Source organism: Mobiluncus mulieris (genome assembly GCF_014204735.1).
In the GTDB taxonomy this organism is placed as follows: Bacteria; Actinomycetota; Actinomycetes; order Actinomycetales; family Actinomycetaceae; genus Mobiluncus; species Mobiluncus mulieris.
The window spans coordinates 1,627,626-1,651,593 of the sequence record NZ_JACHMA010000001.1; the positions used below are offsets into that span (position 1 = coordinate 1,627,626).

23 protein-coding genes are annotated in these 23,968 nt (G+C 56.3%); 13 read left to right on the forward strand and 10 right to left on the reverse strand.

The features are described from left to right. Nucleotides 1-117: 117 nt before the first annotated feature. Together F4555_RS07355 and F4555_RS07360 are read left to right on the forward strand one after the other, a co-directional pair. Entirely contained in the window at nt 118-924 is an 807-nt protein-coding gene (locus F4555_RS07355; protein ID WP_115325870.1) for a translation initiation factor 2, read from the forward strand. Further along, on the forward strand, nt 924-2,084 hold the full coding sequence (locus tag F4555_RS07360; RefSeq protein WP_115325869.1) for a C4-dicarboxylate ABC transporter: 1,161 nt from the start codon (nt 924-926) through the stop codon (nt 2,082-2,084). Before F4555_RS07355 ends, F4555_RS07360 begins: the two co-directional genes overlap by 1 nt. A 113-nt stretch (nt 2,085-2,197) precedes the next feature. Here F4555_RS07360 and F4555_RS07365 read toward each other — a convergent pair whose 3' ends face one another. Further along, nucleotides 2,198-3,259, reverse strand: a complete 1,062-nt coding sequence (locus F4555_RS07365) for a methyl-accepting chemotaxis protein (RefSeq protein ID WP_249288312.1) — start codon at nt 3,257-3,259, stop codon at nt 2,198-2,200. Between the two features lie 301 nt (nt 3,260-3,560). Next, complete coding sequence (locus F4555_RS11450; protein WP_115325867.1) at nt 3,561-8,045, reverse strand: cell wall-binding repeat-containing protein; 4,485 nt, start codon at nt 8,043-8,045, stop codon at nt 3,561-3,563. A gap of 531 nt (nt 8,046-8,576) precedes the next feature. Here F4555_RS11450 and F4555_RS07375 point away from each other — a divergent pair. After that, nucleotides 8,577-8,810, forward strand: coding sequence for a ribbon-helix-helix domain-containing protein (locus F4555_RS07375; protein ID WP_004011773.1), 234 nt, complete (start codon nt 8,577-8,579; stop codon nt 8,808-8,810). Continuing rightward, the gene (locus F4555_RS07380) at nt 8,797-9,060 is read left to right on the forward strand and encodes a type II toxin-antitoxin system RelE family toxin (protein WP_004011772.1); all 264 of its coding nucleotides are present in this window, start codon (nt 8,797-8,799) and stop codon (nt 9,058-9,060) included. Before F4555_RS07375 ends, F4555_RS07380 begins: the two co-directional genes overlap by 14 nt. A 145-nt stretch (nt 9,061-9,205) precedes the next feature. Here the strand turns inward: F4555_RS07380 and F4555_RS07385 are convergent, their stop codons facing one another. The 4 genes from F4555_RS07385 to F4555_RS10970 all read right to left on the reverse strand — a co-directional run bounded on the left by F4555_RS07385 (nt 9,206) and on the right by F4555_RS10970 (nt 10,691). Then, nucleotides 9,206-9,469, reverse strand: a complete 264-nt coding sequence (locus F4555_RS07385) for a Txe/YoeB family addiction module toxin (RefSeq protein WP_115325866.1) — start codon at nt 9,467-9,469, stop codon at nt 9,206-9,208. Then, nucleotides 9,466-9,735, reverse strand: coding sequence for a type II toxin-antitoxin system RelB/DinJ family antitoxin (locus F4555_RS07390; protein WP_174222569.1), 270 nt, complete (start codon nt 9,733-9,735; stop codon nt 9,466-9,468). Before F4555_RS07390 ends, F4555_RS07385 begins: the two co-directional genes overlap by 4 nt. Before the next feature lie 121 nt (nt 9,736-9,856). Then, a complete protein-coding gene (locus F4555_RS07395) occupies nt 9,857-10,165 on the reverse strand; it encodes a type II toxin-antitoxin system RelE/ParE family toxin (RefSeq protein WP_115325865.1) in 309 nt (102 codons plus the stop codon). Next, nucleotides 10,152-10,691 (reverse strand): type II toxin-antitoxin system Phd/YefM family antitoxin, encoded by a 540-nt coding sequence (locus tag F4555_RS10970; RefSeq protein ID WP_196793703.1) that lies wholly within the window; start codon nt 10,689-10,691, stop codon nt 10,152-10,154. The genes F4555_RS07395 and F4555_RS10970 overlap by 14 nt, the downstream gene beginning before the upstream one ends. A gap of 470 nt (nt 10,692-11,161) precedes the next feature. Between F4555_RS10970 and F4555_RS07405 the strand changes: the two genes are divergently transcribed. The 4 genes from F4555_RS07405 to F4555_RS07420 are packed head-to-tail and all read left to right on the forward strand — an operon-like array spanning nt 11,162 to nt 12,343. Further along, a complete protein-coding gene (locus tag F4555_RS07405; RefSeq protein ID WP_115325863.1) occupies nt 11,162-11,365 on the forward strand; it encodes a type II toxin-antitoxin system VapB family antitoxin in 204 nt (67 codons plus the stop codon). Beyond that, entirely contained in the window at nt 11,352-11,768 is a 417-nt protein-coding gene (gene vapC, locus F4555_RS07410) for a type II toxin-antitoxin system VapC family toxin (RefSeq protein WP_115325862.1), read from the forward strand. Before F4555_RS07405 ends, vapC begins: the two co-directional genes overlap by 14 nt. 54 nt (nt 11,769-11,822) lie before the next feature. Then, nucleotides 11,823-12,083: a hypothetical protein gene (locus tag F4555_RS07415; RefSeq protein ID WP_115325861.1), complete on the forward strand. Its 261-nt coding sequence runs from the start codon at nt 11,823-11,825 to the stop codon at nt 12,081-12,083. An 11-nt stretch (nt 12,084-12,094) separates the two neighbouring features. Then, complete coding sequence (locus F4555_RS07420; protein ID WP_004011763.1) at nt 12,095-12,343, forward strand: hypothetical protein; 249 nt, start codon at nt 12,095-12,097, stop codon at nt 12,341-12,343. Here the strand turns inward: F4555_RS07420 and F4555_RS07425 are convergent. Beyond that, the gene (locus tag F4555_RS07425; RefSeq protein ID WP_115325860.1) at nt 12,300-12,680 is read right to left on the reverse strand and encodes a hypothetical protein; all 381 of its coding nucleotides are present in this window, start codon (nt 12,678-12,680) and stop codon (nt 12,300-12,302) included. The genes F4555_RS07420 and F4555_RS07425 overlap by 44 nt on opposite strands. A 313-nt stretch (nt 12,681-12,993) precedes the next feature. On the opposite strand from F4555_RS07425, the gene F4555_RS07430 reads away from it, so the two are divergent. Continuing rightward, complete coding sequence (locus F4555_RS07430; RefSeq protein WP_115325859.1) at nt 12,994-13,272, forward strand: type II toxin-antitoxin system RelB/DinJ family antitoxin; 279 nt, start codon at nt 12,994-12,996, stop codon at nt 13,270-13,272. A gap of 6 nt (nt 13,273-13,278) precedes the next feature. Further along, on the forward strand, nt 13,279-13,554 hold the full coding sequence (locus F4555_RS07435; protein ID WP_004016352.1) for a type II toxin-antitoxin system YafQ family toxin: 276 nt from the start codon (nt 13,279-13,281) through the stop codon (nt 13,552-13,554). A 166-nt stretch (nt 13,555-13,720) separates the two neighbouring features. On the opposite strand, the gene F4555_RS07440 is transcribed toward F4555_RS07435, so the two are convergent. The 3 genes from F4555_RS07440 to lepA all read right to left on the reverse strand — a co-directional run bounded on the left by F4555_RS07440 (nt 13,721) and on the right by lepA (nt 18,364). Then, on the reverse strand, nt 13,721-15,157 hold the full coding sequence (locus F4555_RS07440) for a coproporphyrinogen-III oxidase family protein (RefSeq protein WP_115325858.1): 1,437 nt from the start codon (nt 15,155-15,157) through the stop codon (nt 13,721-13,723). 64 nt (nt 15,158-15,221) lie between these two features. After that, complete coding sequence (gene trmB / locus F4555_RS07445; protein ID WP_115325857.1) at nt 15,222-16,517, reverse strand: tRNA (guanine(46)-N(7))-methyltransferase TrmB; 1,296 nt, start codon at nt 16,515-16,517, stop codon at nt 15,222-15,224. After that, nucleotides 16,514-18,364, reverse strand: coding sequence for a translation elongation factor 4 (lepA, locus tag F4555_RS07450; RefSeq protein WP_004011757.1), 1,851 nt, complete (start codon nt 18,362-18,364; stop codon nt 16,514-16,516). The genes trmB and lepA overlap by 4 nt, the downstream gene beginning before the upstream one ends. 153 nt (nt 18,365-18,517) lie before the next feature. On the opposite strand from lepA, the gene rpsT reads away from it, so the two are divergent. The 3 genes from rpsT (at nt 18,518) to F4555_RS07465 (ending at nt 23,958) form a co-directional block, all read left to right on the forward strand. After that, nucleotides 18,518-18,781 carry a 30S ribosomal protein S20 gene (rpsT, locus tag F4555_RS07455; RefSeq protein WP_004011756.1) on the forward strand — a complete coding sequence of 88 codons (264 nt, stop codon included), beginning with the start codon at nt 18,518-18,520 and terminating at the stop codon, nt 18,779-18,781. A gap of 202 nt (nt 18,782-18,983) precedes the next feature. Beyond that, nucleotides 18,984-20,888 (forward strand): C39 family peptidase, encoded by a 1,905-nt coding sequence (locus F4555_RS07460; RefSeq protein ID WP_115325856.1) that lies wholly within the window; start codon nt 18,984-18,986, stop codon nt 20,886-20,888. A 109-nt stretch (nt 20,889-20,997) separates the two neighbouring features. Continuing rightward, nucleotides 20,998-23,958, forward strand: coding sequence for a leucine--tRNA ligase (locus F4555_RS07465; RefSeq protein ID WP_115326118.1), 2,961 nt, complete (start codon nt 20,998-21,000; stop codon nt 23,956-23,958). Nucleotides 23,959-23,968 lie beyond the last annotated feature (10 nt).

Consider the following 23,968-nt stretch of genomic DNA (forward strand, 5'->3'; position numbering starts at 1 on the left):
TATCCTGGCCACCTTAGCACTCGGTATCCCCGATTGCTAAGTTTACTCTTTTCATCGGGAAAACCGCCACTTCGTCGAGTTATCCCCAAAACGCGTCCAGACCGGTAAAATCAAGGGGTGAAACAAAGCGGCGAAACGAAGACTCCCGCGCTGGTGACATGGCAACGCCAGCTAGGATGGGCGATGATAATTGTGGCCGGAATCGGGGCGGTATTGGCGTTTTTGCACCTGGGAGGGCGCGTGGCGCACCTGGGGGCGGGGGGGCTGAAACTGCCCGCCCCAGATACTTGGGTGGGGTATCAGGGGTCATTAGGTGCCACCTTGATGCTCAGCGCCGAGCAGTTCGCGGGCTTGACGTCGACCTGGGTGGCGTTCCTGGCGCTGACGCTGGCGTTGTTTACCTTAGATTTAGGGCATATTGGGAACCCGCGAGTGCGTTCGATGTGGCGCGAGGTCATAACCGGCACCACCATGATTCTGTTTGGTTTCATGGTGGCGATTTTGGGTTTGATTTCGGCGATACTGCTGCGCGATGAGCGAATGATGCTGGTGGGAGTGCCGATGCCGGCGCTGGCTTTACCCGCGCTGATTTTCGGGGTGAGTGCGCTGGTCGTCGGCACGATGCGCCTCGTGAATACCCTGAAAACACTACCGGCCACACCCCAGCCGCAAGCCCCCAGGAAGGTCGAACGCGCTGCCGCCAGCCCGAAACCTGGCCAGACTTCGGTGCCGGCCGCTAAGGCTAAGCCCAGCCAAGGCGCCTCAAGGGTCAAAGGCGCAACAAAGGGCGGCGGCACGGGCAGCGGCCAGCCGGGCAAAGTAGCGCGGGTCACCGCCGCGCCGGCCGGTAAGATTGCCGGCTCAGCACCGCGAAAACCCGGGGCGTCTGGCTCCGGGGCGGGAACTTCGAGGGGAGGCCACTAATGCTAACCATCATCATTACCTTTGCGGTAATCGTTATTGCCCTCGCGCTGCTCGCCGCCCGCACCCCCATCCTGGTGGCGCTGGGGCTGCCGGCACTGGTCGGGATGTTACTGGGGAGCGAACCATCGGCTGTGGTTGCCTCCTTGAGTACCCTGGGGCTGAAGCTGGGGGACGCGTTCAATAGTTTTTCTTTCCTGGCACTGATTTTGTGGCTGGTGTCCGGCGCGCTGGTGATTGAATCGGGGCTGATGAATCGGTGGTTCACGGCGCTGTATGTGCTGGCCGACCGCCAGGTCACCCCGGAGCGCCAGGCCGCGTGGCGCAATTCTTTCCTGGGGTTGCCGTTGACGATTGTGGCTTTGTTGCTGGTGGCGGGGCTGCGCGGCATGGTGGATAACCATTTCTTGCTGTTGCAAATGTTTGTGCTGGTGGTGATTGTGGGGCTGATTGCCGGGGGCGTGACCGTGTTTTCCGCTCCAAAGGCCAGCCGGATGACCTTGAAAAAGATGCGCTCGGCGGACGGGGAATCCTGGCGGACTACAGCGAAGGCCACGGCAGAGGTCAGCGAGGAAGGCGAGACGCGCCGCAGCCAGTCCAAAGGCGATTCGGCGGTGGCTCTGGTGTTACCGGGGCTGTTCTGCGTAGTGTTCCTGGGGCTGTTGTTGGGGCTGCCGGTGGGCTTGGACGACTTGTCAGGCTTGGTTTTTGTGGGTTCATTAGGTGCCAGCCTGATTGACGGGCTTTTGGCTGGGAACCTGTCTTGGCTGGGGGCGGCGGGGTGGCGTGCCTGGCGAATGCTGGGTTATCTGGGATCCACAGTGGCAGGCGCCTGGGTTATGGGCGAGTTTCTGGAACAAAACGGAGTGTTGCGCGTCACGCTGGAGCGTGACGGCAACACGGTCATGCTGGTTTTGGTGGCTACTTTGGTGACAGCGCTGGTTTTGGGTGAACTGTTTGGCTCCACGGCGGGGGCGGTGTTGGCAGTGACCGTGTTTTCAGGGTTCCTCTCGGCACCCTTTGGGTCAGAGGTTTCCCAGCAGGTTGCCTCTGCGATTCTGACCAGCCTACTGGTGGGGTCAGCGATTATTGGCGGGATTATTGCCCGCGTATTGCCGCCGCGTAACCAGCCGTATCCACTGACTGTAACCCCGCTTCACTAGGTTTCCTGGCGCTTGCAGTTCCCGCTGGCTTATGCTCCGTTGAGGGCGCTTCCCTGTTGACCTGTTGAATGTGCTTTCCCAAAGCACAGGTGCGGCAAGCACCGCAAAAGAAACTAGGATTCCATCAAGCGATCCAGCAGGTTCCCCACCTGGGAAGAGCAATTTTCCATCTCTTCTAGGTGCTGGTGCAACGCTTCGCAATCCCCGGCTATGAAGGCTTCGACCACGGCCTTACCAGCCGCGTGTGTTCCGTCGTGAACCGCTTCGAGTTGGCGGAAATACGGGTTATGCGCATAGTCAAGGTGCCCGCGTCCTTCGTAGTACCACTTGCCGAGTCGGCATCCGTGCGACGAGGAAATCCCGGCGGGGTTGGGCGCTGACATCCCGGTAATCTGGCGGTAAATCCCCAGTTTAAAGATAAAGTGATCCAGTTTTACCACGGTCACGAAGGAATCCGTGGTGACATTAGCAATGGAATCCGCCATCGAGGTGACTTTCTCGCTGACTTTATTGGCGGTTTGACTGGATTTCTCTTCGAAGTCTTTAGAGTCGTCGATGGCCGAGTTGATGCTTTCCAGGGCGCTAGAGGTACTGGTGGTGATGGCGTCGACCAGGGCACCAATTTCTTTGGTGGCGCTGGCGGTGCGCTCGGCCAGGGTGCGGACTTCCCCGGCGACTACGGCGAAACCACGTCCGGCTTCCCCGGCGCGCGCGGCTTCGATGGTCGCGTTTAGTGCCAGCAGGTTAGTTTGCGCCGCGATACCCTCGATTTGTTTCACGAAGTTGTGGATGGATTCGGAGGATTCCGACAGGGTGGCCATGTTTTGCCCCATTTGCTGCAGCTTGGTGGCGATTTCCTGTGCTCCGTTGGCCATGTCATACAGGTCACGAGTTGATTCCGACATGATTCGCTTGGTTTCCGCTGAATCCGAGGAATCCGCGTCCAGTTCCGTGACGATTTTCCCCATGGAATCGCGCGCGTTGCCGGCCGAGTCGAAACACCGCGACAGTGATTGATGCAGATCGTCGATAGTTTGTTTGTCGTGTTCCAGGGTGCTGAGGGTTTCGGCTTGAGCTTTCTTTTCAGCTTGCAGTTGAGCTAGCTGTTCTTGCAGTTCCACAACTTGCTGTTCCAATGCTTGAATGGTGGTTGCGGTCTTGGTCTTTTTCATCATGATTCCTTGCTTACGAAAATAACAGTCAATTAATAGCAAATGCGCTTAGGTTCGGCTTTTATTTAACGGAACAGCTCCGCAGTATACTTTAATTTTTCAGTACATTTGATGTATTGTCAGGACATTTCTGGGTGCTGGTGGCGGCGGTTTTGTCGGGTTCACGAGGCGCCAGCCTGAAATTTCAGCTAATACCGGTTGGGGGCTTCCCGCTTTTGCGGGCAGCCCCCCAACCACGGGAAACCCGGGTTATGTCCCACCCGGATTTCCGCGATTTGAATTGTAAAACCAGCCGTAACCCGGGTTACTTCCCGGTGGTGGTGCTGCTTTTGTCGAGTTCCGGCTTTGCAGCATCTGGTTTCTTGTCTTTGTCCTGTTGAGCCTTGAAATCATTCAGCAATTTGGTCAGGTCATCGATGGAACCGAAGCCGAGTTGCGACATGACATCTTTGAGGCTATTGCTGTCTTTAATCATCCCTCTGACTTTGCTCAGGGCGTTGCGGCGTTCTTTGGCTTCCTGGTTGGCTTTATCGTCACGCAGTTTCTTGCGTTCCAGCAGCGTGCCCAGCACGGTCTTGGTGTCGGTGTTTTTCAGCGTAGCTCCGTTGATGAGTTCCGCGACTTTCGGGGACACGGCGGATTTGCCGCCCATCACTATGGTTTTTTCGGATCCGAAGCGTTGCAGGGACTGGTAGCTGGCCGGGGGCAGTTCCTGGGAGCGGGTCAAAACGAGGGTGGCGTTTTGGTCAACGGCTAGGGAGCCGCCGGATAGAGCGTCAGCGAAGTTTTCCCCGGTGGCGAGCACAGCTGCCCTGGTTCCCGGCAGGGTGGTGGCCAGTTTCGCTGCGGTTTCATAGCGGTCTTTGCCTACTATCGGGGCGATGTTAATGCTCATGGTGGTGGGCCAGGGCGTGTTTTTGACTGCTGCCGTTGCGGAGCCACCGACCGGGATGATTTTGAGCGGTCGGGTTTGTCCCAGGTTAGAAATGTAGTTGTAGGTTTGCGCGTCGAGCTGTTTGCCTTTAGAGAGCAGCATCAGGCCGCCGACACGCCCGGCGGCGGCACCCGCTACCAGGGCATCGGGGAAGCCAACCCCGTCACCAATATAGAGGTTGATGGGTTTCTTGGGTTTGGCACCGATGAGGGGTTCAGTGGCTTGATTGACGGCTACCGAGGTGGCGTAGCGGTCGGGACCGGCAATACGGAAGATATCGAGCCCGGCGTCACGCAGTTCGAATTCGTCATAGGGAGTCATCGGTACTTGTCCGCCTACCAGGAAGAGTTTCTTCTTGCCGGAGGCCTTGATTTGATCCATGAGTGCCGGTTCTAGCCCGGTATTCCAACAGGTCAGCAGCACGGGCGCTTTGAGTGCGGCCGCGAAGGGGGTGGCGGACAGCCCGTCGGCGTGGATGTTTCCATCCACCAGCACCAGGGAGTCCCCGGGGAATTTACCTATTTTCCACGCGGCAATAGAGGTCAGCACCCGGTCGGTGCCTTCGGCGCGCAGGGTGTTCTTGGACAGAGCCTTGGCCAGGCGGGCTTCGTCCTTTTTGGCTTCATCGTCGGCCTTCTTCTTTTCCTCTTCGGCCTTTTGCAGCTCCTTAGCCTTCTTGTCGGCTTCGGCCTTTTGCAGCTCCTTAGCCTTCTTTTCGGCCTCTTCCTTCTCTTTACGTTCCCTCTCTGCTTTTTCCGCCTTTTCCTTCTCTATTTGCCCCTTGATCTTAGGCTTACCGGTCTCTGGGTCGATTTCAGTTACCCCCGGAATCTCACCGTTAGCCAGTCTTACCATATCTTTGTACAGCTCGGTAACAGTACTGGCGTTAGTTTTCGCAGTATCCAAAGAACTCTGCACCTGGGCTGACTTATACGTGGCATCCTTTTCATACCCGTTAGCCACATCTGTAGAAGGAGCGTTCTTAGATTGTCTTTCGAGTTCTTCCAACGCGGCCACGCCATCGTTAACTGAGGTAATAACTTTAGAAGTCTCTCGACGGAATCCTTGAGCAGCCTCGAGTTTATCCTTCGCGATATTCTTTAACGCCTCGGGAACTTTTTCGAATTCTTCCTCGATGCGCTTAACTGTGAAGTTAATGTCAGACTGCGCCGCCAAGGCATCACGCTCAGCTTGCTTGGCCTTTTGCAACTCGGCGGCTATCTTTTTGTGAATTTTTTCGATGGTAGCCCTGTCTTTGAAACCTTTATTAGCCAAATCTCCTTGAATACCCTGCAAGGCGCGCCCCAAGTGCTGGGCATAAAGTAGGTATTTAGGCAAAGCGTTACTAGCTTCTTCGGCCAGTTTCTGGCCGGAACCGTCCTGAGGCTTCCCAGACTTTCCACCCATGTGATTCGGGGCGTATCCTGTCATATCCGGAGTAAAGGTGTTCTTATTACCTTTTTTCATATGTTTCCAGCCCTGGTAGGGAGCACCATCACGCTTTTTCTCGAGTGCCGCTATCAGTTTTTCTTGCTCGGACTTCTTAGCTGCGTAGCCCCGACACTTTTCCTTAACCACAGCATTAGCCTTCGTATCCGGCTCAGTTAGCTTATTAGAACAATCTTCATTAGAAAATTGTCTAGCAAAATCATCCTTGGCCAGCGCGGCGGCATCAATATCGTTGAGAATTTTTTCGTACTCCAAGTAGTCCTTTTGGAACTGCTCATAGGATTTATCTGCTTCAGCCTTCCACTGGGTCTGAGCCGGTTCAATCACTTTCAGAGCCTCCACGAGGAGCCCCGTTAGTTGTTTGTTCACCCCTCCACGGTAGAGATTCAGGTTGTTTTTTTTAGTAATCTCTTCGCCGAGTTTGTCGGCCTTTTTCTGTTCCAAATCGGCGTTCTTGGTTTTACTATCCGCCTTAACAGTCAGTGCAATCAAGTCATCTTCCAAATGACGTTTCAGGGTAGAACCATCACTGTCAAGATTATCCTCAAGCCACTTGCCTAGGGGTGGAATAATATACGATCCACCTTTGGTTTCCTCGATTCCGTTAATAATCTGTGAAGGCAAATTATTGCCCATCTCTACCAAACATCTCTTGGCATTATCTTTCTTCTTGGTTTTGGTATCTTGGTCATAGAACTTCTTACAATTATCGTAGGCATCCGGGTCGAAACCAGCACTCGCTTTTTTCATCATTTCAAGTGAGTTATTGTACTGGTCACGTTCTGCCAAGGCCTTGTCACGATTCTTAATCGCCTTGTCACTGCGTGCCTGCAGGTCGTCCATAACCGCCTGCAGTTCTTTATCCACGATCTTAGCCCAGGCCTGCGCAGAGCCAATAGTCATAGAAGCGGTATCGGCACCGTCTCCACAGACCAATGCTGAGGAATACGTATAGACACTGTTGTCTGCTGAGCTTTTAGCTTTGGGATCACCCCCTAGAGTCTCTTTAATAGACTCCCTATTGATTACAATAGGACGTTTATTTCCTTCTACGGCATCCCCTAGCTCTTCGGGAGATTTACAGACCAACTTCTGCATTTGCTGGTAGGTCTCGTAGGGGCTAGACTTTACCGCCGGATAGGTCAACGGCCCATCAGTAGTAGCCTTGGCGCGAGTGTAGAGGAACTGCTTGGCACGATCCTCTCCCAAGTCTAGGAACATGCCGGCACCGATGTACATACCAGCCAGTTGATTGTCCTTGTTGAAGGCCGGAGCACCCAAATCCAAATCCTCACTCATGGGGGTGTTATCGATAACAAAGCCTTTACGAACATTCGGCTCCGATACCTTTCCAATAGTTTTTTCTGAAGCAGCATCATCGAATCCCTTCTTGGCACGTTTAAAGTCGTTCCAGTCATCTTGCATAAAACGTGGGTCACGCCGAGTGTAGTTAACCAAGTAAGGAAGCCCTGCCTTCGCCTTAGCTACACGCATCGCTGGGGTCCCTGGATCTTCAAACCATCCTGATACAGTTAAATCCGTTCCGATACTCACCAGCGGCGAACCATCGGGAACAGGAGTAGCCGGTATACCATCAGCCTTTGCAACCGGACGGTCAGTGCGAATTGCCATTAGCTGGGTAGCACCCTCAGCTTGAGCGGTATTCGCCCAGTAGGTATGCTCCGCGCCAGGCAAGGTGTTATTACCAAAGGTGATTTTGGCCGGACCCATAATTTTACCCGAAATAGGGTCACTGCCCTGAGAAATCTTTGCGACTTCTTCCCCACCTTCTACCACATGTCGATAAGGATCGCCCGGAATCAAGCACTGGCTTAAACTCACCACGGTTTTTTCGTCAATCAAAACACCACTACATACCTTCATCGTGGTACGTTTGGTTTTCCCTCCCGGGCGCTGGCACTGGGTATCCTTAGCAACAGGTTTCACATTCGTAATGTAACCTTCCGGACAGTCATACGTCGCAGCCTTGACAACATTTCTTTCAATATCCTTTTCACTCTTGTCATTCAACTTGTAGCACTGCGCCGGATTGCCTATTTTCGCGTAGCCGGCGGCGCAATTAACGCCCGTAAGAGGTTTCGTATCCGTAATCTCATAGCACTTGGTATTCGAACCAGCAGGATAGACATTAGGTGCGTACCCACTCGGACACGTCCATTCGATAGTCTCCGGGGTAATCTCCAGAGGACGCTCTACACTGAGATCCTCGACCTCTTCCTGTACCGGCACCTCGATACGCGCTATAGATTTTGCAAGGCTTTCAGGAGCAGCCTCCCCCACCAGCGCGTCCGCCGGGGCGATGCCGGTGAAGGCGAGGCTGGTCGCGAAGAGAGCGACAAGGCCGGCGCGGCCTAGTTTACTTAGAACCTGGTTGTGCTGTTTCACTGTGTCCTCCTCGAATACCTTCCGTGGATTCGTGATTCCTCCAGGAGCCATCCGGATAAGGCTCCCCTGAACGCCTTCCAGCGCTCAGCTTTCCTATCGGTACATACCTTTTAATTATGAGGTATCTTGCCCGTTTTCAGCGAAAAAACTTAAAAAGTTCAGACAATTCCCATATCCCCAGTTCACATGGTAAAACCCCAGGTGACAGGGTAACCTAAGCCCCCTAAAATCCGAGTCGGCAACTTCCCCCACCCCCATTTGTCCAGACAAACACGGATTTCCACGCTCCACCACCCCCCGTGACCACCACCCCCGTACCTCCATCGCCGCCCCGTGACAGCTGCACTCACCCTTGAATAGGCCAGAATTCCAGGCTGCTGCGTAGCGCTACGATACCCCGGCTTCGCCGTGAATCCCGGCTGGCACCTCATGCAGCCGTCATGTACACATAGCGCCAAGAACGCTTGAGCACCGGGCTGAAAGCAGGTACAGTATAATCTCATTGAAATCGCGGACATTCTAGGAGGAATCGTGAGCACCACTGTCAGCGTTCAATTCGACGAGGAAACGTCGGCTAAACTTGCTGAACTGTCACGCCAGGCGAACCAACCCCAGAGTTTCTATATTAAGCGACTAGTAAGGGAAAACATCGACCGACTGCTCTATGAAAACAGCATCCGCCAAGACTGTGAAGACATCGAAGCCGGGCGAATCGGTACCATGAGCCTGGAAGAATTACGGAAAATCTCCGATGTGGCAGATTGAGATTTCGCGTAAAATTCAAAAGAAATTCCTGGGTTTCGACAAGCGGGCTCGAAACCGGATTTTGGATTACCTAGAGGAAATCCGCCAACTGGACAATCCCAGTGACCGAGGCAAAGCCTTGACCGGAAACCTGGCAGGGATGTGGCGCTGGCGGGTAGGAGACTACCGGATTACCGCCAAGATAAAGAGCCACGTCATCACCATAGTCATCATCGACATAGACCACCGCAGCAAGATTTACCAGTCATAAATTCAACAAGCACCTCATGCAGCCGTCATGGACACATAGCGTCAAGAACGCTTGACAACGCGAATTAGGTCAAGCCTGTGACCAGGAGTTCTACCAAGAACTAATATCTTAGCAAAGCACTTATGGATTCATTAACATCTAGGGATTAGTCCGTGTAGTGGCCACGGCACTGGAGGATTTCGATAGTGTCACCATTTACCCGGTAAACCAGACGATGTTCCCAGTCGATACGCCGACTGTAGCACCCCGCCAAGTCTCCCTTGAGACGCTCCGGTTTACCCAGACCCGTGTCGGGGTGGCGCTGCATATCCGCAATTAATTTATTAATCCGCCGCAGGGTTTTCCTGTCGCCCGACTGCCAAACGAGATACTCGCCCCAGGCATTTTCTGAAAATGCAATATCCGTCATTCCATCGCCTCAAGATCAGCCAGGGTCTTGTAGACAACCTTGCCTTCGTCCACCTGTTTAATTGCTTCCCGCAAGGCTTGCATATTGGATTCCGAGTAGAACGGGTCGGGACGGGATACTTTGAAAGGAATCTGCTGTTCCCCCACCATTTTCTTGGCAAAAATCATGAAAGCCGTAGTCAGGTTCATCCCCAACTCCGCACAGAGCTTTTCCATCGCCGCCTTCAACTCTGCATCCATCCGAATCGTCACATTAGCAGTCGCCATTTTCATCACCTCGCACACTATTATACACCTAGTGCACAACATTAGAAGGGCGGGTAGAATTTCGGCAAGCGCCTCATGAACCCCAAAACCTGGCGGACAGATACCGAGTAAAACCGCGTCACTAGAGGATGGCGCTGATATTGCGGCGATTGTACAAAATGCGGCGAACTTCCATCGTATCGCCCAAAACCACGTAAAAAACAATGAAATTACGCACATAGATGGGATAGTACGGATGCTCGCAAGTCCGCGTGGAAGGAAAAGGCGCGAAAGACTCGGCCATGTTCAAGCGCTCTTGAATAGCCGTTTCCACGTCATCCACCAGGCGCCGGGCAGCCGCAGGATTGCGCAAAACCACGGAAATATAGTGCACGATACTGTTCAAATCCTCGCTGAACAGCGGCAAGTAACGAAGTTTATAGCGCTTCATTGATAACCTGGCGAGCCGAGGAAAACACGGCTTCGTGGGACAGACGCGCAGACGTATTACCCGCAGCCGCGTCGGCCTGGTCAAGGCTGGTTTCGACGTCTTCAGCCAGTGCGGAATACTGCGCGATGCTCATGAGTACCATGGTGCCGTACCCGTTCTTGGTCAAGAAAACCGGCTGGTTACTTTGCAAAACCGTCTGTTCTACCTCCGGGAATTTGTTGCGCAAATCCGAAACTGGACGGATAGTAATCATGACCACACCCCGTTTCCTGGAACTATTTTGATACTTACTTATGCGTAAATCTATCATGATTTTATCAAAAACGGGGTTCGCTGTGGCTAATCCTGTGTTCAGGGTGGCAATGCGCCCCGCCCCACTGTGCAGCACACCTTTTCGGGTCGGAGTGGAAGAACCAGTCAGTAGAAACTGGCCTTTCTCCGGGTTTTGGTCGACTTGGAAGCGCACCGCATCCCAAAGTTCGGGGACATCTTGCCAATCGGTGCGGCAACTCGCCTTCCAGGACAAATTTGGGGTCAATCCGCGCCAAGTTGCGGTTCGCGAAGCCTCCGCTAGGGTCTTGCATATAAGTAACCGAAGCAGTTTGGTTTAGAGAAGACCAGGTTTTCCCACACCATTTCGGCCCTTGCACGCACACCGCGTCGAACTGCTCCAGCAGGTCGACAATCTGGGCATCAATCAGGCGGTCACGGTACGGTTTAGGGCTGAGCATTTTTTCTCTTTTCATGAGGGGCTTATCTGGGAATATGCTAACAAGATGAAAATTTCGCTGTTTTGAGAGTGAGTTTTTCGCTATTCTAAAAGTGAGCTTTTCACTATCTTGAAAGTGAGTTTTTCGCCAGAGATGCGCCGATACTGAGAAAAGCCGTGATTTCGGCTGGCGCCTCATGAACCCCGGAAAACACCGCAGTGCTTGGACTACAGAGCAACGCCGCGTACCTGGTGTGTGTATAATTATGTGTAACAGGAGGTGTGTGATGGCCACTAACCTTGCGATTTCACCGGAACTGCTGGATACTGCGTTGGAAATTGGCGGATTTGCTACCAAGAAGGAAACCGTCACCGTAGCGCTGCAAGAATTCATTGCCAAGCGTAAGCAAGCCCAAATCGTGCAACTGTTCGGCACCGTGGATTGGGACGAATCCTTTGACTACAAGAAAGCCCGCCGTGACCGTAACTAACGGGATTCTGGTAGACACCTGCGTGTGGTCTTTAGCACTGCGCCGTGACGGAAATTTGCAAGCCCCCGCCGTAAGATACCTACATCAAGCCCTGGTCGGCGGGCAAACCGTGGTCACCACCGGCATCATCTTGGCGGAACTGTTGCGCGGTGCAGTACATAAGGACAGCCGAGCCAAAATCCTGCAGAACCTGGCGGCACTGACATACCTGGAGCCAAGTCGCGAGGACTATATCCTGAGTGCCGAACTATCCAATACCTGCCGAAAACACGGCGTCCAACTAGCCACCGTAGATTCAATCCTGGCCGCGCTCACCATCAACAACGGCTTGGCACTGCTTACTACCGACCGGGATTTTGAGTACGCAACCAGGCATATTCCATTGCGATTGACTGCGATTTAGCCCAGATTTTCGGCTGGCGACTCGTGAACCCCGGAAAACACCGCAGCATTTGCATTGCCCAAAGCTACGCTGTCTGATATTCTTGACAAGATGGATGCCGGGGAATTCGAGATTCGAGATTCCGCATACAAACACGGCATCAACGAATCCGATATTCGCCACGCTTTACGCAATCCTTTGGCAGCTCGATGGGGAAACCACGATATGTACCTGCTTATCGGGGCAGCCAGTGACGGCAGCGTCTTGGAAATCGGATTCGGCACTACCGGAGCCATTGTTCATGCCATGAAAGCTCGCGCTAAATACTGGCCATAAGGAGAACCACCATGAAAACTACGCACAGTGATGAAGAATTGGCCAAACTCTACGAGCAAGGCCCCGATTTACCGCACCAAATCAACCCCACAGACCTTTTGGCTATTATGGAAGCCAAAAATGCCCAGGCCAAAGCCGATTTAATGATGCGCCAGGCGGTGGCAAATGCCCGTGAAAACGGAGTCACCTGGCAGCAAGTGGGCGACATACTCGGAGTCACCAGGCAAGCCGCTCACTCCAAATATGCCCACGCAATCTAGCTGCTGCGCCGAGAGGGCGAGAATTCATTTTCCACGGCACAGTAAAGCCGAGATTTAGCCCAGGGATACGCAGCATAGTTTGCTGATTTTGGGAAAAACCGGCAGAAAACCGGGGGTTCGGGGAACAGCACCACCCAACCGGTGGAAAAACCGGGGGGAGGCTGCCATATACGGTCAGGGGTAGGCCGAAAACTCCACCATTTGGGCACACCACCCCGGCCAGCACCCAAGACACCACCCCGGCCAGCACCCAAGACACCACCCCGGCCAGCACCCCAGCCAGCACTCGCGGCAAACCGGGGATACCGGCAAAAACCGATTTCGGTTGGCACCTCATGAAAACACACCGGAAATATGAAATATCTTAATGTATCCCCGTACGATAACCGGCGCAAAAAGATAATCGCCCTGGCAAAGGCAAAGCACACCACTCCCAACGAAGTAGTGCGAGACCTGATTGACGCAATCTAACTGCAGCACCAAGAAAGCGCTTTTTGCTCTGTCAAGTCACCGTTTCGTGTTCCGACAATAGTCCCTGCTGTGTTTGGTGGGGCAGCGACCGGGATTTACCGGGTTTAAGAGCACACCCAACGGACATAAGGTACACTTAGAATTACAAAAGATTACAAGGTTTTCCAAGGAGTCCACTGATGTCCACACATACTATGGAACCGATTTCTGCGAAACTACGCGCGGATGAAAAAGCCACTTTCCTGCGGATTTGCGAAGATATCGGGACATCCCCCAGCAACGCGCTACGAATGTTCGTGGCCGCCTTCAACAAGCGTGGCGGTTTCCCCTTCGACCCGGCCAACCCATACGGGTTTTCCCCGGAAACCCTACAGGCCATGGCAGATGCCGAAGTCGGGCGGGTTTATGGCCCCTTCGACACGGTCGAGGCAATGATGGAATCTCTGAACCAGGATTAACACCTCATGAAACTCGAATACACCGCAAAATTCAAGAAAGACTACAAAAAATGCCTTCGACAGGGGCGAGACATGCGAGTGTTAGAGGAAGTACTGCGGCTGCTGGTGCAGCCAGGAACCTTGCCAGCACGCTATCGAGATCATGGGCTTGTGGGAAATTACCGAGGCCACCGCGAATGTCACCTGGCACCGGATTGGCTGTTGATTTACCGGATTGACCAGGACAAAGTAACTCTGACAGCCACCAGACTTGGCAGCCATTCCGAGCTTTTCGGACAGTAAGACAAAACCCCACAAGTTGTGTTTTAAACCCGCGGACACCCAAATGGTTGAAAACCGGGGGTTCGGGGAACCGCACCACCCAAATGGTGGAAAAACCGGGGGGAGGCTGCCATATATGGTCAGGGTTGGCCGAAATCTCCACCATTTGGGCACACCACTCCGGCGCTCAGACCCCCGCCAGGCGCTGAATGACGGTATCGGCCAGCAGCCGCCCCCGCCGGGTCAGCACCGCGCGCGGCAATTTTTCTGGCTCTACCAGGCCTTCCGCCACAAGTTTTCGGGTTTCGGTTAGCAGCTTGGTTTCAAATTCGCTTTCATGAGGTGCCATTCGAAAATCGCCGCTATCTGTTGTTTTGTGAATATCTTTGACATCATTAATCCCGCGCGAACCGTATTTCCGGGCGAATTCGCGCAAATCCAGGCCTTCGCGCAACCGCAGCCCCAGCAGCAAATCTTCCAGCTCCAGGCTCTCCCCCGTGACGGTTTCCCCGTCCTCGATTGGCAACCGGCCAGCGTCAACTGCGGCCGCCCAGCGCGCGGGATGTTTCAGGTTCCAAAACCGCCGGCTTCCCGTCGGGGGGAAGCCCTCCGCCAAACCCCGGTCATGCCCGCAATCCTTGCCGCCTTCGCCGGGAAAATCCCCCGCCGGAACCCGGCCGCGCCCCCAGTGTTCACCGCGCAAATGCGAGTGCGCCCCCGGCCCAAAACCGTAGTAATCCCGGTTGCGCCAATACGCTAGGTTGTGCCGGCACTCGTGGCCCGGCCGCGCCCAGTTCGAGATTTCATACCACTGCAACCCGGCCGCGCTCAGCACCCGGTCAGCAATCTCGTACTTTTCGGCCTGATCATCGGGATCGACCGGCGAAATCCGCCCCCGACGCAACTCCCTACCCAGGGCGGTCGCGGGCTCGATGCTCAGCGCGTAACACGACACGTGTGACACCCCGAGCGCCAGCGCGGCCTCCAAGGATTCGCGCCAATCAGCCATGCTTTCCCCCGGCGTACCGTAAATCAAATCCACGGAACATTCCAAACCCAGCGACTGTGCCGCCCGCACCGCCGCCTCCAGATTCGCCTGAGTGTGCGTGCGGTCGAGCACCCGCAATACGCCGGACACGGCGGATTGCATTCCGAAGGACACCCGCGTGAAACCGCCGACCGCGAGTTCCTCTAGGTACCCCGCATCCACCGTGTCGGGGTTAGCCTCGGTGGTGATTTCCGCGCCCGGGCACACCCCAAAGGCGTCCTTCAGGGCGTAGAAAATCTGTACCAAGTCCTCGGGCGGCAACACGGTGGGGGTGCCCCCGCCAAAGAACACGGTGTCGATTGCTCGACCGCCGGGGATTTCGGACGTTTCGCTCGGGTCGGTTCCTCGGGTGGTCGGGGTCGCCCCGGCGGCAGGAGGCGCCATTTCGGCTGGCGCCTCATGAACCGACCCAAAACTGCCGGAAAAAAGCCGCGCCACCAGCGCGATTTCGCGCCCCACCGCATCGGCGTAGCCAGCCACTCCCGGTCCCAAGCCCAGGTTGGCATAGGTGTTAAAGTCGCAATACCCGCAGCGCCGCAAACAGTAGGGGACGTGTACATAGGCGGAAAAGCTCACCGCTCACTCACCCCACACTTTTTTTGATATAGCATATCGTTTGTTTTGTGGCTCCCCGCATTGTTTATTCCGTGGCTCGCCGCAAAACCCGCCGGGCACACAGGTCGCGCACCTCCCGGCCTTCCCGCCCGGCACGCCGCTCGAAAGCCGTGCGGACACGCCCCTCAAAGCGCGGCGCGAACCCGCCGCGAGGCCCTGCCGGGTCTTCCTCGTCTGGGCGCTCACCGGCATAGACGTTTTCCAGGCCGGGAGTGGACTCTATCACATCGCGCATCTGCCAGGCGTAGTCCGCCCAGTCGGTCGCGAGTCGCCACAGTCCCCCGTCCACCAGCAGCGCGGCGGCAATACCCGCGAACTCTGGGGCGACCAGCCGGCGTTTCCGGTGCCGGGTTTTCGGCCAGGGGTCGGCGAAAAACGTCCACAGTTCGCTGATAATCCCCACGGCTTGCGCGGAAGTTTTCCGATTTGTGCCGCGCGGGTTTATCCCGGTTTCATGAGGCGCTAGCCCGAATCCCGCGCCCTCTTCCGGGCTGTCCGCGCTTTCAGAACCAGGAACCACGGCCAATTCAGAATCCGCCGGCATCCCCATTGGCACCTCATGAACCCCGCGAGACCGAGCAAATGCGGCGCGAACTGCGTCGATATCGTCGTCAACCACTACCGCGGCCGCGTCACGCCTCCCCGAAGCCGCAAAGTCCGCGAACAGAATCGGCAAGGCCTGTAGCGCGTCCACATCCGCCAAACGCAGATTCGCCAGCCCGCCGTAGTTGCGCACCGCCGAGGACACAGCCTTGGCCACGCCGGGCATCCACACCTCGAATCCCAGGAAGTTCACATCCGGGTTCGCCGCCGCTGCCGCCGTAATCTGTTCCCCGTTACCGCACCCGACCTCGACAATCAGGGGTGCCTCGCGACCAAACACAATCCGGGGATCCAGGCGCGCCGTATCTGCTACCATGGTCACCCCGGTTCCACGCTCCAAATCCAACAGATAAGCGTGCTTGTATTTTTCGAAAGTTCGTTCCAGGGTGTCGCTCATGCGGTCGCCGCGCCGCGCGAAAGTCCGAACTCGCGGATAGGGTGCCACGTCCGGATTGCCGCGTTCGTGCGCCGCGTGGCCGTGGCTTGGGTATTCCGTTTCATGAGGCGCCACGTCCGGATTGCCACGCCCCTGCCGCAAGCCGCGTTCATGTCCAAAACCAGGGGTGGTTTCCCCTCTAGTGCCGGTTCCGGCTGGCGCCTCATGAACCCCGGCAAAACCGGAACCATCCGCGTCCAGCTCCGCATCGTCCCACGGTACCGATCTGTCAAAACGTCCGAAGCCGGCTTCACTTGAGCCGAATCTATGGTCGCGCGTCATTTCTTGGGCTCCTCGGAACTGAGCGCCGCGATAAACGCCTCTTGCGGAACCTCGACCCGGCCAATGGCCTTCATGCGTTTCTTGCCGGCTTTCTGTTTTTCTAACAGTTTGCGCTTGCGGGTAATATCGCCACCATAGCATTTGGCGAGCATGTCTTTGCGCAACGCCCGGATGTTTTCCCGGGCGATAACCCGGGTGCCGATGGCAGCCTGGATGGGAACCTCGAACTGTTGGCGGGGAATCAACTTCCGCAACTTCTGAGCCATCGTCGTGCCGTAAGAATACGCCGCATCGCGATGCACAATCGCAGAAAACGCGTCGACCTGTTCCCCGTTGAGCAAAATATCCACCCTAACCAGGTCGGCTTCAGCCTCGCCATCCAGGTGGTAGTCCAGCGACGCATATCCCCTGGTGCGCGACTTTAGCTGGTCGAAAAAATCATAGACAATCTCCGCCAGGGGCAAGGTGTAGTGCAACTCCACCCGGTCGGCGGACAGGTACTGCATATTCTTCATGGCACCGCGCCGATCTTGACAGAGCTCCATGACCGGACCGACAAAATCGGAGGGTGTCAAAATCGTGGCCGCCACCACGGGTTCCAAGACTTTTTGTAACTTGCCGTCGGGGAATTCCGAGGGGTTGTGCACGTGCACCTCGGTGCCATCCTCGCGTACCACGTGGTATTCCACGTTGGGGGCGGTGGAAATCAGCGCCAGGTCGAACTCGCGTTCCAGCCGTTCGCGGATAATCTCCAGGTGCAGCAAGCCCAGGAAACCACAACGGAAGCCGGAGCCCAACGCGGCGGAGGTCTCTGGCTCGAAAGTCAGCGAGGCGTCGTTTAGTCGCAGTTTGTCCAAGGCATCGCGCAGCACCGGGAAATCAGTGCCCTCGATGGGATACAGCCCGGAATACACCATTGGCATCGGGTCGCGGTATCCTTCCAGCGGCTCGGTGGCGGGTCGATCCGCGCCGGTCACGGTGTCGCCCACGCGGGATTGGCGCACGTCTTTCACTCCGGTAATAAGGTAGCCGACCTCGCCAGCGCTGATGCCGGCGGTCGCTACGGGTTCGGGGCTGATAACGCCCAGTTCCAACAGTTCATGAGTTGTCCCCGTGGACATCATGTTAATTTTTTGTCGCGCCTTGAGGGATCCATCGACCACGCGCACATAGGTAACGACGCCACGATAGGTGTCATACACCGAATCAAAAATCATAGCACGAGTCGGGGCGGTGGGATCGCCGCCCGGGGCTGGCACCTCATGCACGATACGATCCAAGAGTCCCGCGACACCTTCCCCGGTTTTCCCGGAAACCATCACACAATCCGTCGGTTCGCATCCCAGCAACCCCGCGACTTCCTCGGCATGTTTTTCCGGCATAGCCCCCGGCAGATCGATTTTGTTCAACACCGGGATAATCGTCAAATCACTTTCCAATGCTAGATACAGGTTCGCCAGGGTCTGGGCTTCTATCCCCTGCGAGGCATCCACCAGCAGCAGCGCCCCCTCGCAGGCCGCCAGCGACCGCGATACCTCGTAGCTAAAGTCCACGTGTCCCGGCGTGTCAATCATGTTCAGAGCGTAGGCCACGCCATCGACTTCCCACGGCATCCGCACCGCCTGGGATTTAATCGTAATGCCGCGCTCGCGTTCGATGTCCATCCGGTCGAGGTACTGGGCGCGCATCTCGCGGGCGCTGACCACCCCGGTCAGCTGCAGCATCCGGTCGGCCAGCGTGGATTTGCCGTGGTCAATATGAGCGATAATACTGAAGTTGCGAATCAGGTGCGGGCTGGTTGCCGCCGGTTGAATCGTTTCCAGCAGGTCGTCGTGGGGTATAGACATCGGTCTCCTTTCTGTGACCATTTTCGCATATTTTTCCGGATTGCCAGTTTTCGCGGCGAATCGCCTGGCCAAAATTTGGAGGCAACCGGGTCGAGGCGCTAGAATGTTGTGTCGCTAGCGTGACAAAATACCCACCAAAATTTTGAGGAAGAAATGGCAAATATTAAGTCTCAGATGAAGCGGATTCGCACGAACGAGAAGGCGCGTCTGCGTAACCAGTCGGTGAAATCCGAACTCAAAACCTTCGTGCGTAAGACCCGCGAGGCCGTGGTGGCCGGGGACAAGACAGCAGCGGAATCCGCTTTGCGTGTCGCCACCCGTAAACTCGATGTGGCGGCATCTAAAGGGATTATTCACAAAAACCAGGCCGCCCAACGCAAGTCCAAGCTGGCAACCAGCGTGGCGGCGATGAACTAGCCCTCGGTTTGACGCAGACTTTCACCCCAGCACCGCGGTGCTGGGGTTTGTGTATACCCACACCACGACGTGAGTCAGTCCTTGATTCAGAAATTTTAAAGAAATCCTATACAAAAATGTCCTGTGAGTCATACACTGGCCGTGTTTGCTCTCAACACAGCAAACAGTATTTTCATAGTTTTTTCTTAGGAGGCTCTTACCTATGAGGAAGATACAAACGGAACCTTCACGGTTAGTAGTGTCTAATTTCTCTAAAAGACGCAGTGCTGTGCTGACCGCTTCCCTGGCTGTTGTAGCCTTGGTCTCTAGCACGCAAGTTAGCCCCGCCTTAGCGGGACCCACTAGTCCGCCCGCTCCCCAGCTAAGCATTACCGAGCGTATCAGCGGCGCAGATCGCTATGAAACTATGTTCAAGACATCCTCCCGTTTGGGTAAAGGAGCGGCGGAACTGTTCTTAGTTTCTGGCAAGTCGCAGGTGGACGGGATTACTTGCGGCACGGCTCCCGGACCGGTGTTGTATGTGGATCATTTTGGAGGCAAAATCACAGCCGCTTCGATTCGCTCCCAGATTGATACCCTGGCACCAAAGAAACTGACCCTCCTGGGAGGTCAGTCTGTCCTGACCGATGCGGAATTTGCCCAGATTAGCGCCGGATACGAAGCCAAACGGGTAGCAGGGGCGAACCGGATTGAAACCGCTATCGAGTTTTCACACTACCAGTATCCCGGGCTAGAAGACAGCGCTCAACCCGGCGATAAAGCTACTGCTGACGACAAAGCGGCTGCCCCGGATACCACAAATGCCACAGATGCTTCTGAGCAAAAAGAAACCGGAACCAAACCCGCTGACAACACTGCTGCCGGGCAAAAAGAAACCAACCAGGCCCCCACACCTAAGGCTCGATCAACAGCCAAGCCAGCTACCCCTCCTCAGAGTGTGTACCTCGTCAACCAGGGTACAGGCGCTGGGGTGTCTCCCGATGCTGCCCCGGCATCTACCCTGTTCGGCGGACCGATTTTGGTAAGTGCCTCCGAAGGACTAAGTGAGGCTACGCTAGCTGAGATTAACCGTCTCTCTCCAAAGGAAGTAGTTTTGATTGGTGGTACGGCCGCGCTCTCGACCAATATAGAGACACAGCTGAAATCCTTGCAAACTCCACCGCAGGTATCGCGTTGGGGCGGGAAAAACCGCCAGGAAACCGCCATGATTGTGGCGGCGGGTCGTGCGTATCACGGGGGACAAAACTCCCACATTTACCTGGCTCGTGCAGATCGCCCCGTGGATGCGGTTACCGCAGGGGTGTTGCCAGACGGGTTTTTTCTGTACTTACCTCCCAATATGCCGCTTACAAGCGGTTTCACCATGCCGATGGCGAAACAGTTTAACGTGTGGTCCGTTATTCCCATTGGTGGAATCGAAGGTAAGGGCTTTGTGTTCCTTGACGAGTCGCTGTTGCCACCGCCACCACCGCCGACCCCACCGAAACAGCCAGCTCAACCGAACCGGCCAGTTCCGTCGGATCCATCCCGCCACGTGGAGATTCCAGTGCCCTATATTTCCCAAATTTGGCCTTACCACGCCTATGTAGGGTGTGAACCGACCGCGCTGTTGATGGGCTTGCAAAGCAAAGGCTATGCTAGAGGGGTTAACTTGCGCAGTTTCCTCGCGGCTATGCCCCGGGCAGCGACTAACCCGGCACGTGGTTTTGTGGGCAGCCCCTATCAGCCCTCGGAAACGCTGCGCACCACGATTTACCCCGCTCCCCTAGCTGCTTATGGCCGCCGCTTCGGTGATGTGCGGAACATGGCGGGTGCCTCTATGGATCAAGTCATTGACACGATTCGCCATGGCAACCCGGTGGTGGTCTATCTGACCTTGTACTATCGGCCGGCTTACTATAGGTGGTTTAATATCGATGGGCGACGCCAGCGTCTGTTGCGCAATAACCACGCGGTGCTTTTGACCGGGTACGACGCGAATACCCAGCAATTCCTAGTGGCTGACCCGTGGAACCAGGGCGGACAGAATCCCTTTATTTACTGGAAGCGCCGCGCTGTGATTGAACCCTTGTACAATCTGCGCCGCCATGCGGTAGGCGTGTTCTAGGCCAGTATTTCTCCGTTTAGAGCCCGAGGCTTTTAAGCCTCGGGCTCTATCGGTCTAGACTAGAAACTGGAAATTAAAACCTGTACAACAAGCAATAGGGGTGAAAACTATGTCAACCGAAGCCAATGCCATTCCCGCTCACCGTTACACCGCCAAACTGGCGGGCGACATAGAGGCGAAGTGGCAGCGATTGTGGGATGAAACCAATGCTTTCGCCGCCGATAACCCGGCGGGTGATTTAGCGGGTGATCTGGCAAAACGCGACAAGTACTTCATCTTGGATATGTTCCCCTATCCTTCCGGCAAGGGCCTGCATGTGGGACACCCCTTGGGCTATATCGCCACCGATGTGGTGGCGCGCTATCAGCGCGCCCAGGGCAAGAACGTGCTCTATACCATGGGCTACGATGCTTTCGGTTTGCCTGCGGAACAGTATGCTTTGCAAACTGGCCAGCATCCCCGGATAACCACTCATGAAAACGTCGACAACATGAGCCGCCAACTGGCGCGCATCGGCCTGTCACACGACCGACGCCGGTCTTTTTCGACCACCGACCCGGACTATTTCCGCTGGACACAGTGGATTTTCTTACAGATTTTCAACTCCTGGTATGACCCCGAGGCCACGCGGCGTGATGGCTCGGGCAAGGGCGCGGCCAGGCCTATTGACACCCTGGTGCAACGCTACGCCTCTGGTCAGCGCAAAACCCCGGACGGGCGCGCCTGGGATTCACTGTCGGCAACCGAACAGGCAGAGTTGATAGACGCCGAGCGCCTGGCCTACGTGGCATACGCGCCGGTGAACTGGGCGCCCGGCTTGGGAACCGTGTTGGCTGACGAGGAAGTCACCGCCGAAGGGCGCTCGGAGCGCGGCAACTTCCCCGTGTTCAAGACGAAACTGCGCCAGTGGATGATGCGGATCACCAAGTATGCCGACCGTCTAGATGCGGATTTGAGCACGATTGACTGGCCGGACAAGGTGCGCACAATGCAGCACAACTGGATTGGCAAGTCCACCGGCGCGACCGTGAATTTCCAGGTAGAGGCCGGCCAGGGACAGGTTCCGGCTCAGACCTTGCGGGTGTTCACCACCCGCCCGGATACCCTGTTCGGGGCGACTTTTATGGTGATTTCCCCGGAACATCCGCTGGTGGGGGCGGTTGATGGTACCGCTGGTGACAGCGGTGCTAGCGGTTCGGTCGGGTCTAGCGGGGTTCATGAGGGGCTCCTCGTGCCCGCCGCGTGGCCGGAAGGCACCCGCCCAGAGTGGACCGGGGGTCATCGGACGCCCGCCGAGGCCGTGGCTGCCTATCGGGCGCAGGCCGCAGCCAAGACGGAGACCGAGCGCAGCGCTGACACGGATTTCACCGAGAAAACCGGTGTGTTTACCGGGATTTTCGCTACGAATCCGGTCAACGGGGTGAAAATACCAGTGTTCATGGCGGACTATGTCCTGATGGGCTACGGGACTGGCGCGATTATGGCCGTGCCTGCCCATGACGAGCGCGACCATGCTTTCGCCAAAAAATTCAACCTGGACATCATCCAGACGATTTCTGGCCCGGAAGGCCACGACGTACAGGCGCAGCCTTGGACGGGCGACGGGGTGATTGAAAACTCCGCTAACAGCGAGGTCAGCCTGAACGGCCTGGGCAAGGCCGAGGCTATCCGAAAGATTACCGATTGGTTGGGCGAGGCTGGCCTGGGCGAGCGCACGGTGACCTACCGGCTGCGCGATTGGCTGTTTAGCCGCCAACGCTACTGGGGCGAGCCTTTCCCGGTGGTCTATGGCGAGGATGGGCGGGTACACGCCCTGCCGGAAGAAATGCTGCCGGTGGAACTGCCGGAGGTCTCGGATTTCCGTCCCAGGACTTTCGATCCAGACGACGCCACTTCGAAGCCCGAATCCCCGCTGGGGCGCGCCACCGACTGGATGAAAGTCGAACTGGACTTGGGCGAGGGCAAGCAAACCTATACCCGCGACTCGAACACTATGCCGAACTGGGCGGGGTCTTGCTGGTATGAACTGCGCTACACTGACCCGCACAACGCCGCCGAGTTCGTGTCCGGTGAGAACGAGAAGTATTGGATGGGGCCGCGCCCCGCACAGGGCAACACCTCCGGCGGGACAGACTTGTACGTGGGTGGGGTGGAGCACGCCGTGTTGCACCTGTTGTACGCGCGTTTTTGGCACAAGGTCCTGTTCGACCTGGGGTATGTCTCCAGTTCCGAGCCCTTCCATAAACTGTTCAACCAGGGCATGATTGAAGCCTATGCTTATACCGATTCGCGCGGCCAGTATGTGCCCGCCGAAGAAGTCTCGGGTGACGAGGAAGCCGGGTTTACCTGGCACGGCCAGCCCGTGAACCGTGAATATGGCAAGATGGGCAAGTCGCTTAAAAACATTGTCACCCCCGACCAGATGTGCGCCGATTACGGGGCGGACACTTTCCGGGTCTACGAGATGTCCATGGGACCACTGGACATGTCCCGCCCGTGGGATACCCGCGCGGTGGTCGGCTCCCAGCGTTTCTTGCAGCGTTTATGGCGCAATATCGTCGACGAGGAAACCGGGGCGGTGACAGTCACCGACGATGCGCCCGACAAGGAATGTGCCAGGCTGCTGGCACGCACGATTCACGACGTCACCGTAGAATACGATAACATGCGGGTGAATACTGCGATTGCGAAAATGATTGTCCTGAATAATCATTTGACGGGACTGAAGTCCGTCCCGCGTGCGGCTGCCGAGGCTCTGGTGCTGATGGTCGCCCCGGTTGCCCCGCATATCGCCGAAGAATTGTGGCAGCTTTTAGGTCACGAGGGCGGCATCACCCGCGTGCCCTTCCCCGTGGTTACCGACCAGTCGCTGTTGGCCGCCGACGAGGTCACCTGCGTGGTGCAAGTCGCCGGCAAGGTGCGGGCGAAACTCTCGGTAGACCCGGGGATTTCCGAGGCCGACCTGGAGGCGGCGGTCTTGGCCGACCCGGCCGTGGTTCGCTTGCTGGACGGGCGCGAACCGAAGCGGGTGATTGTGCGCGCCCCGAAGCTGGTTTCTTTAGTGCTGTAGGGATTTACGG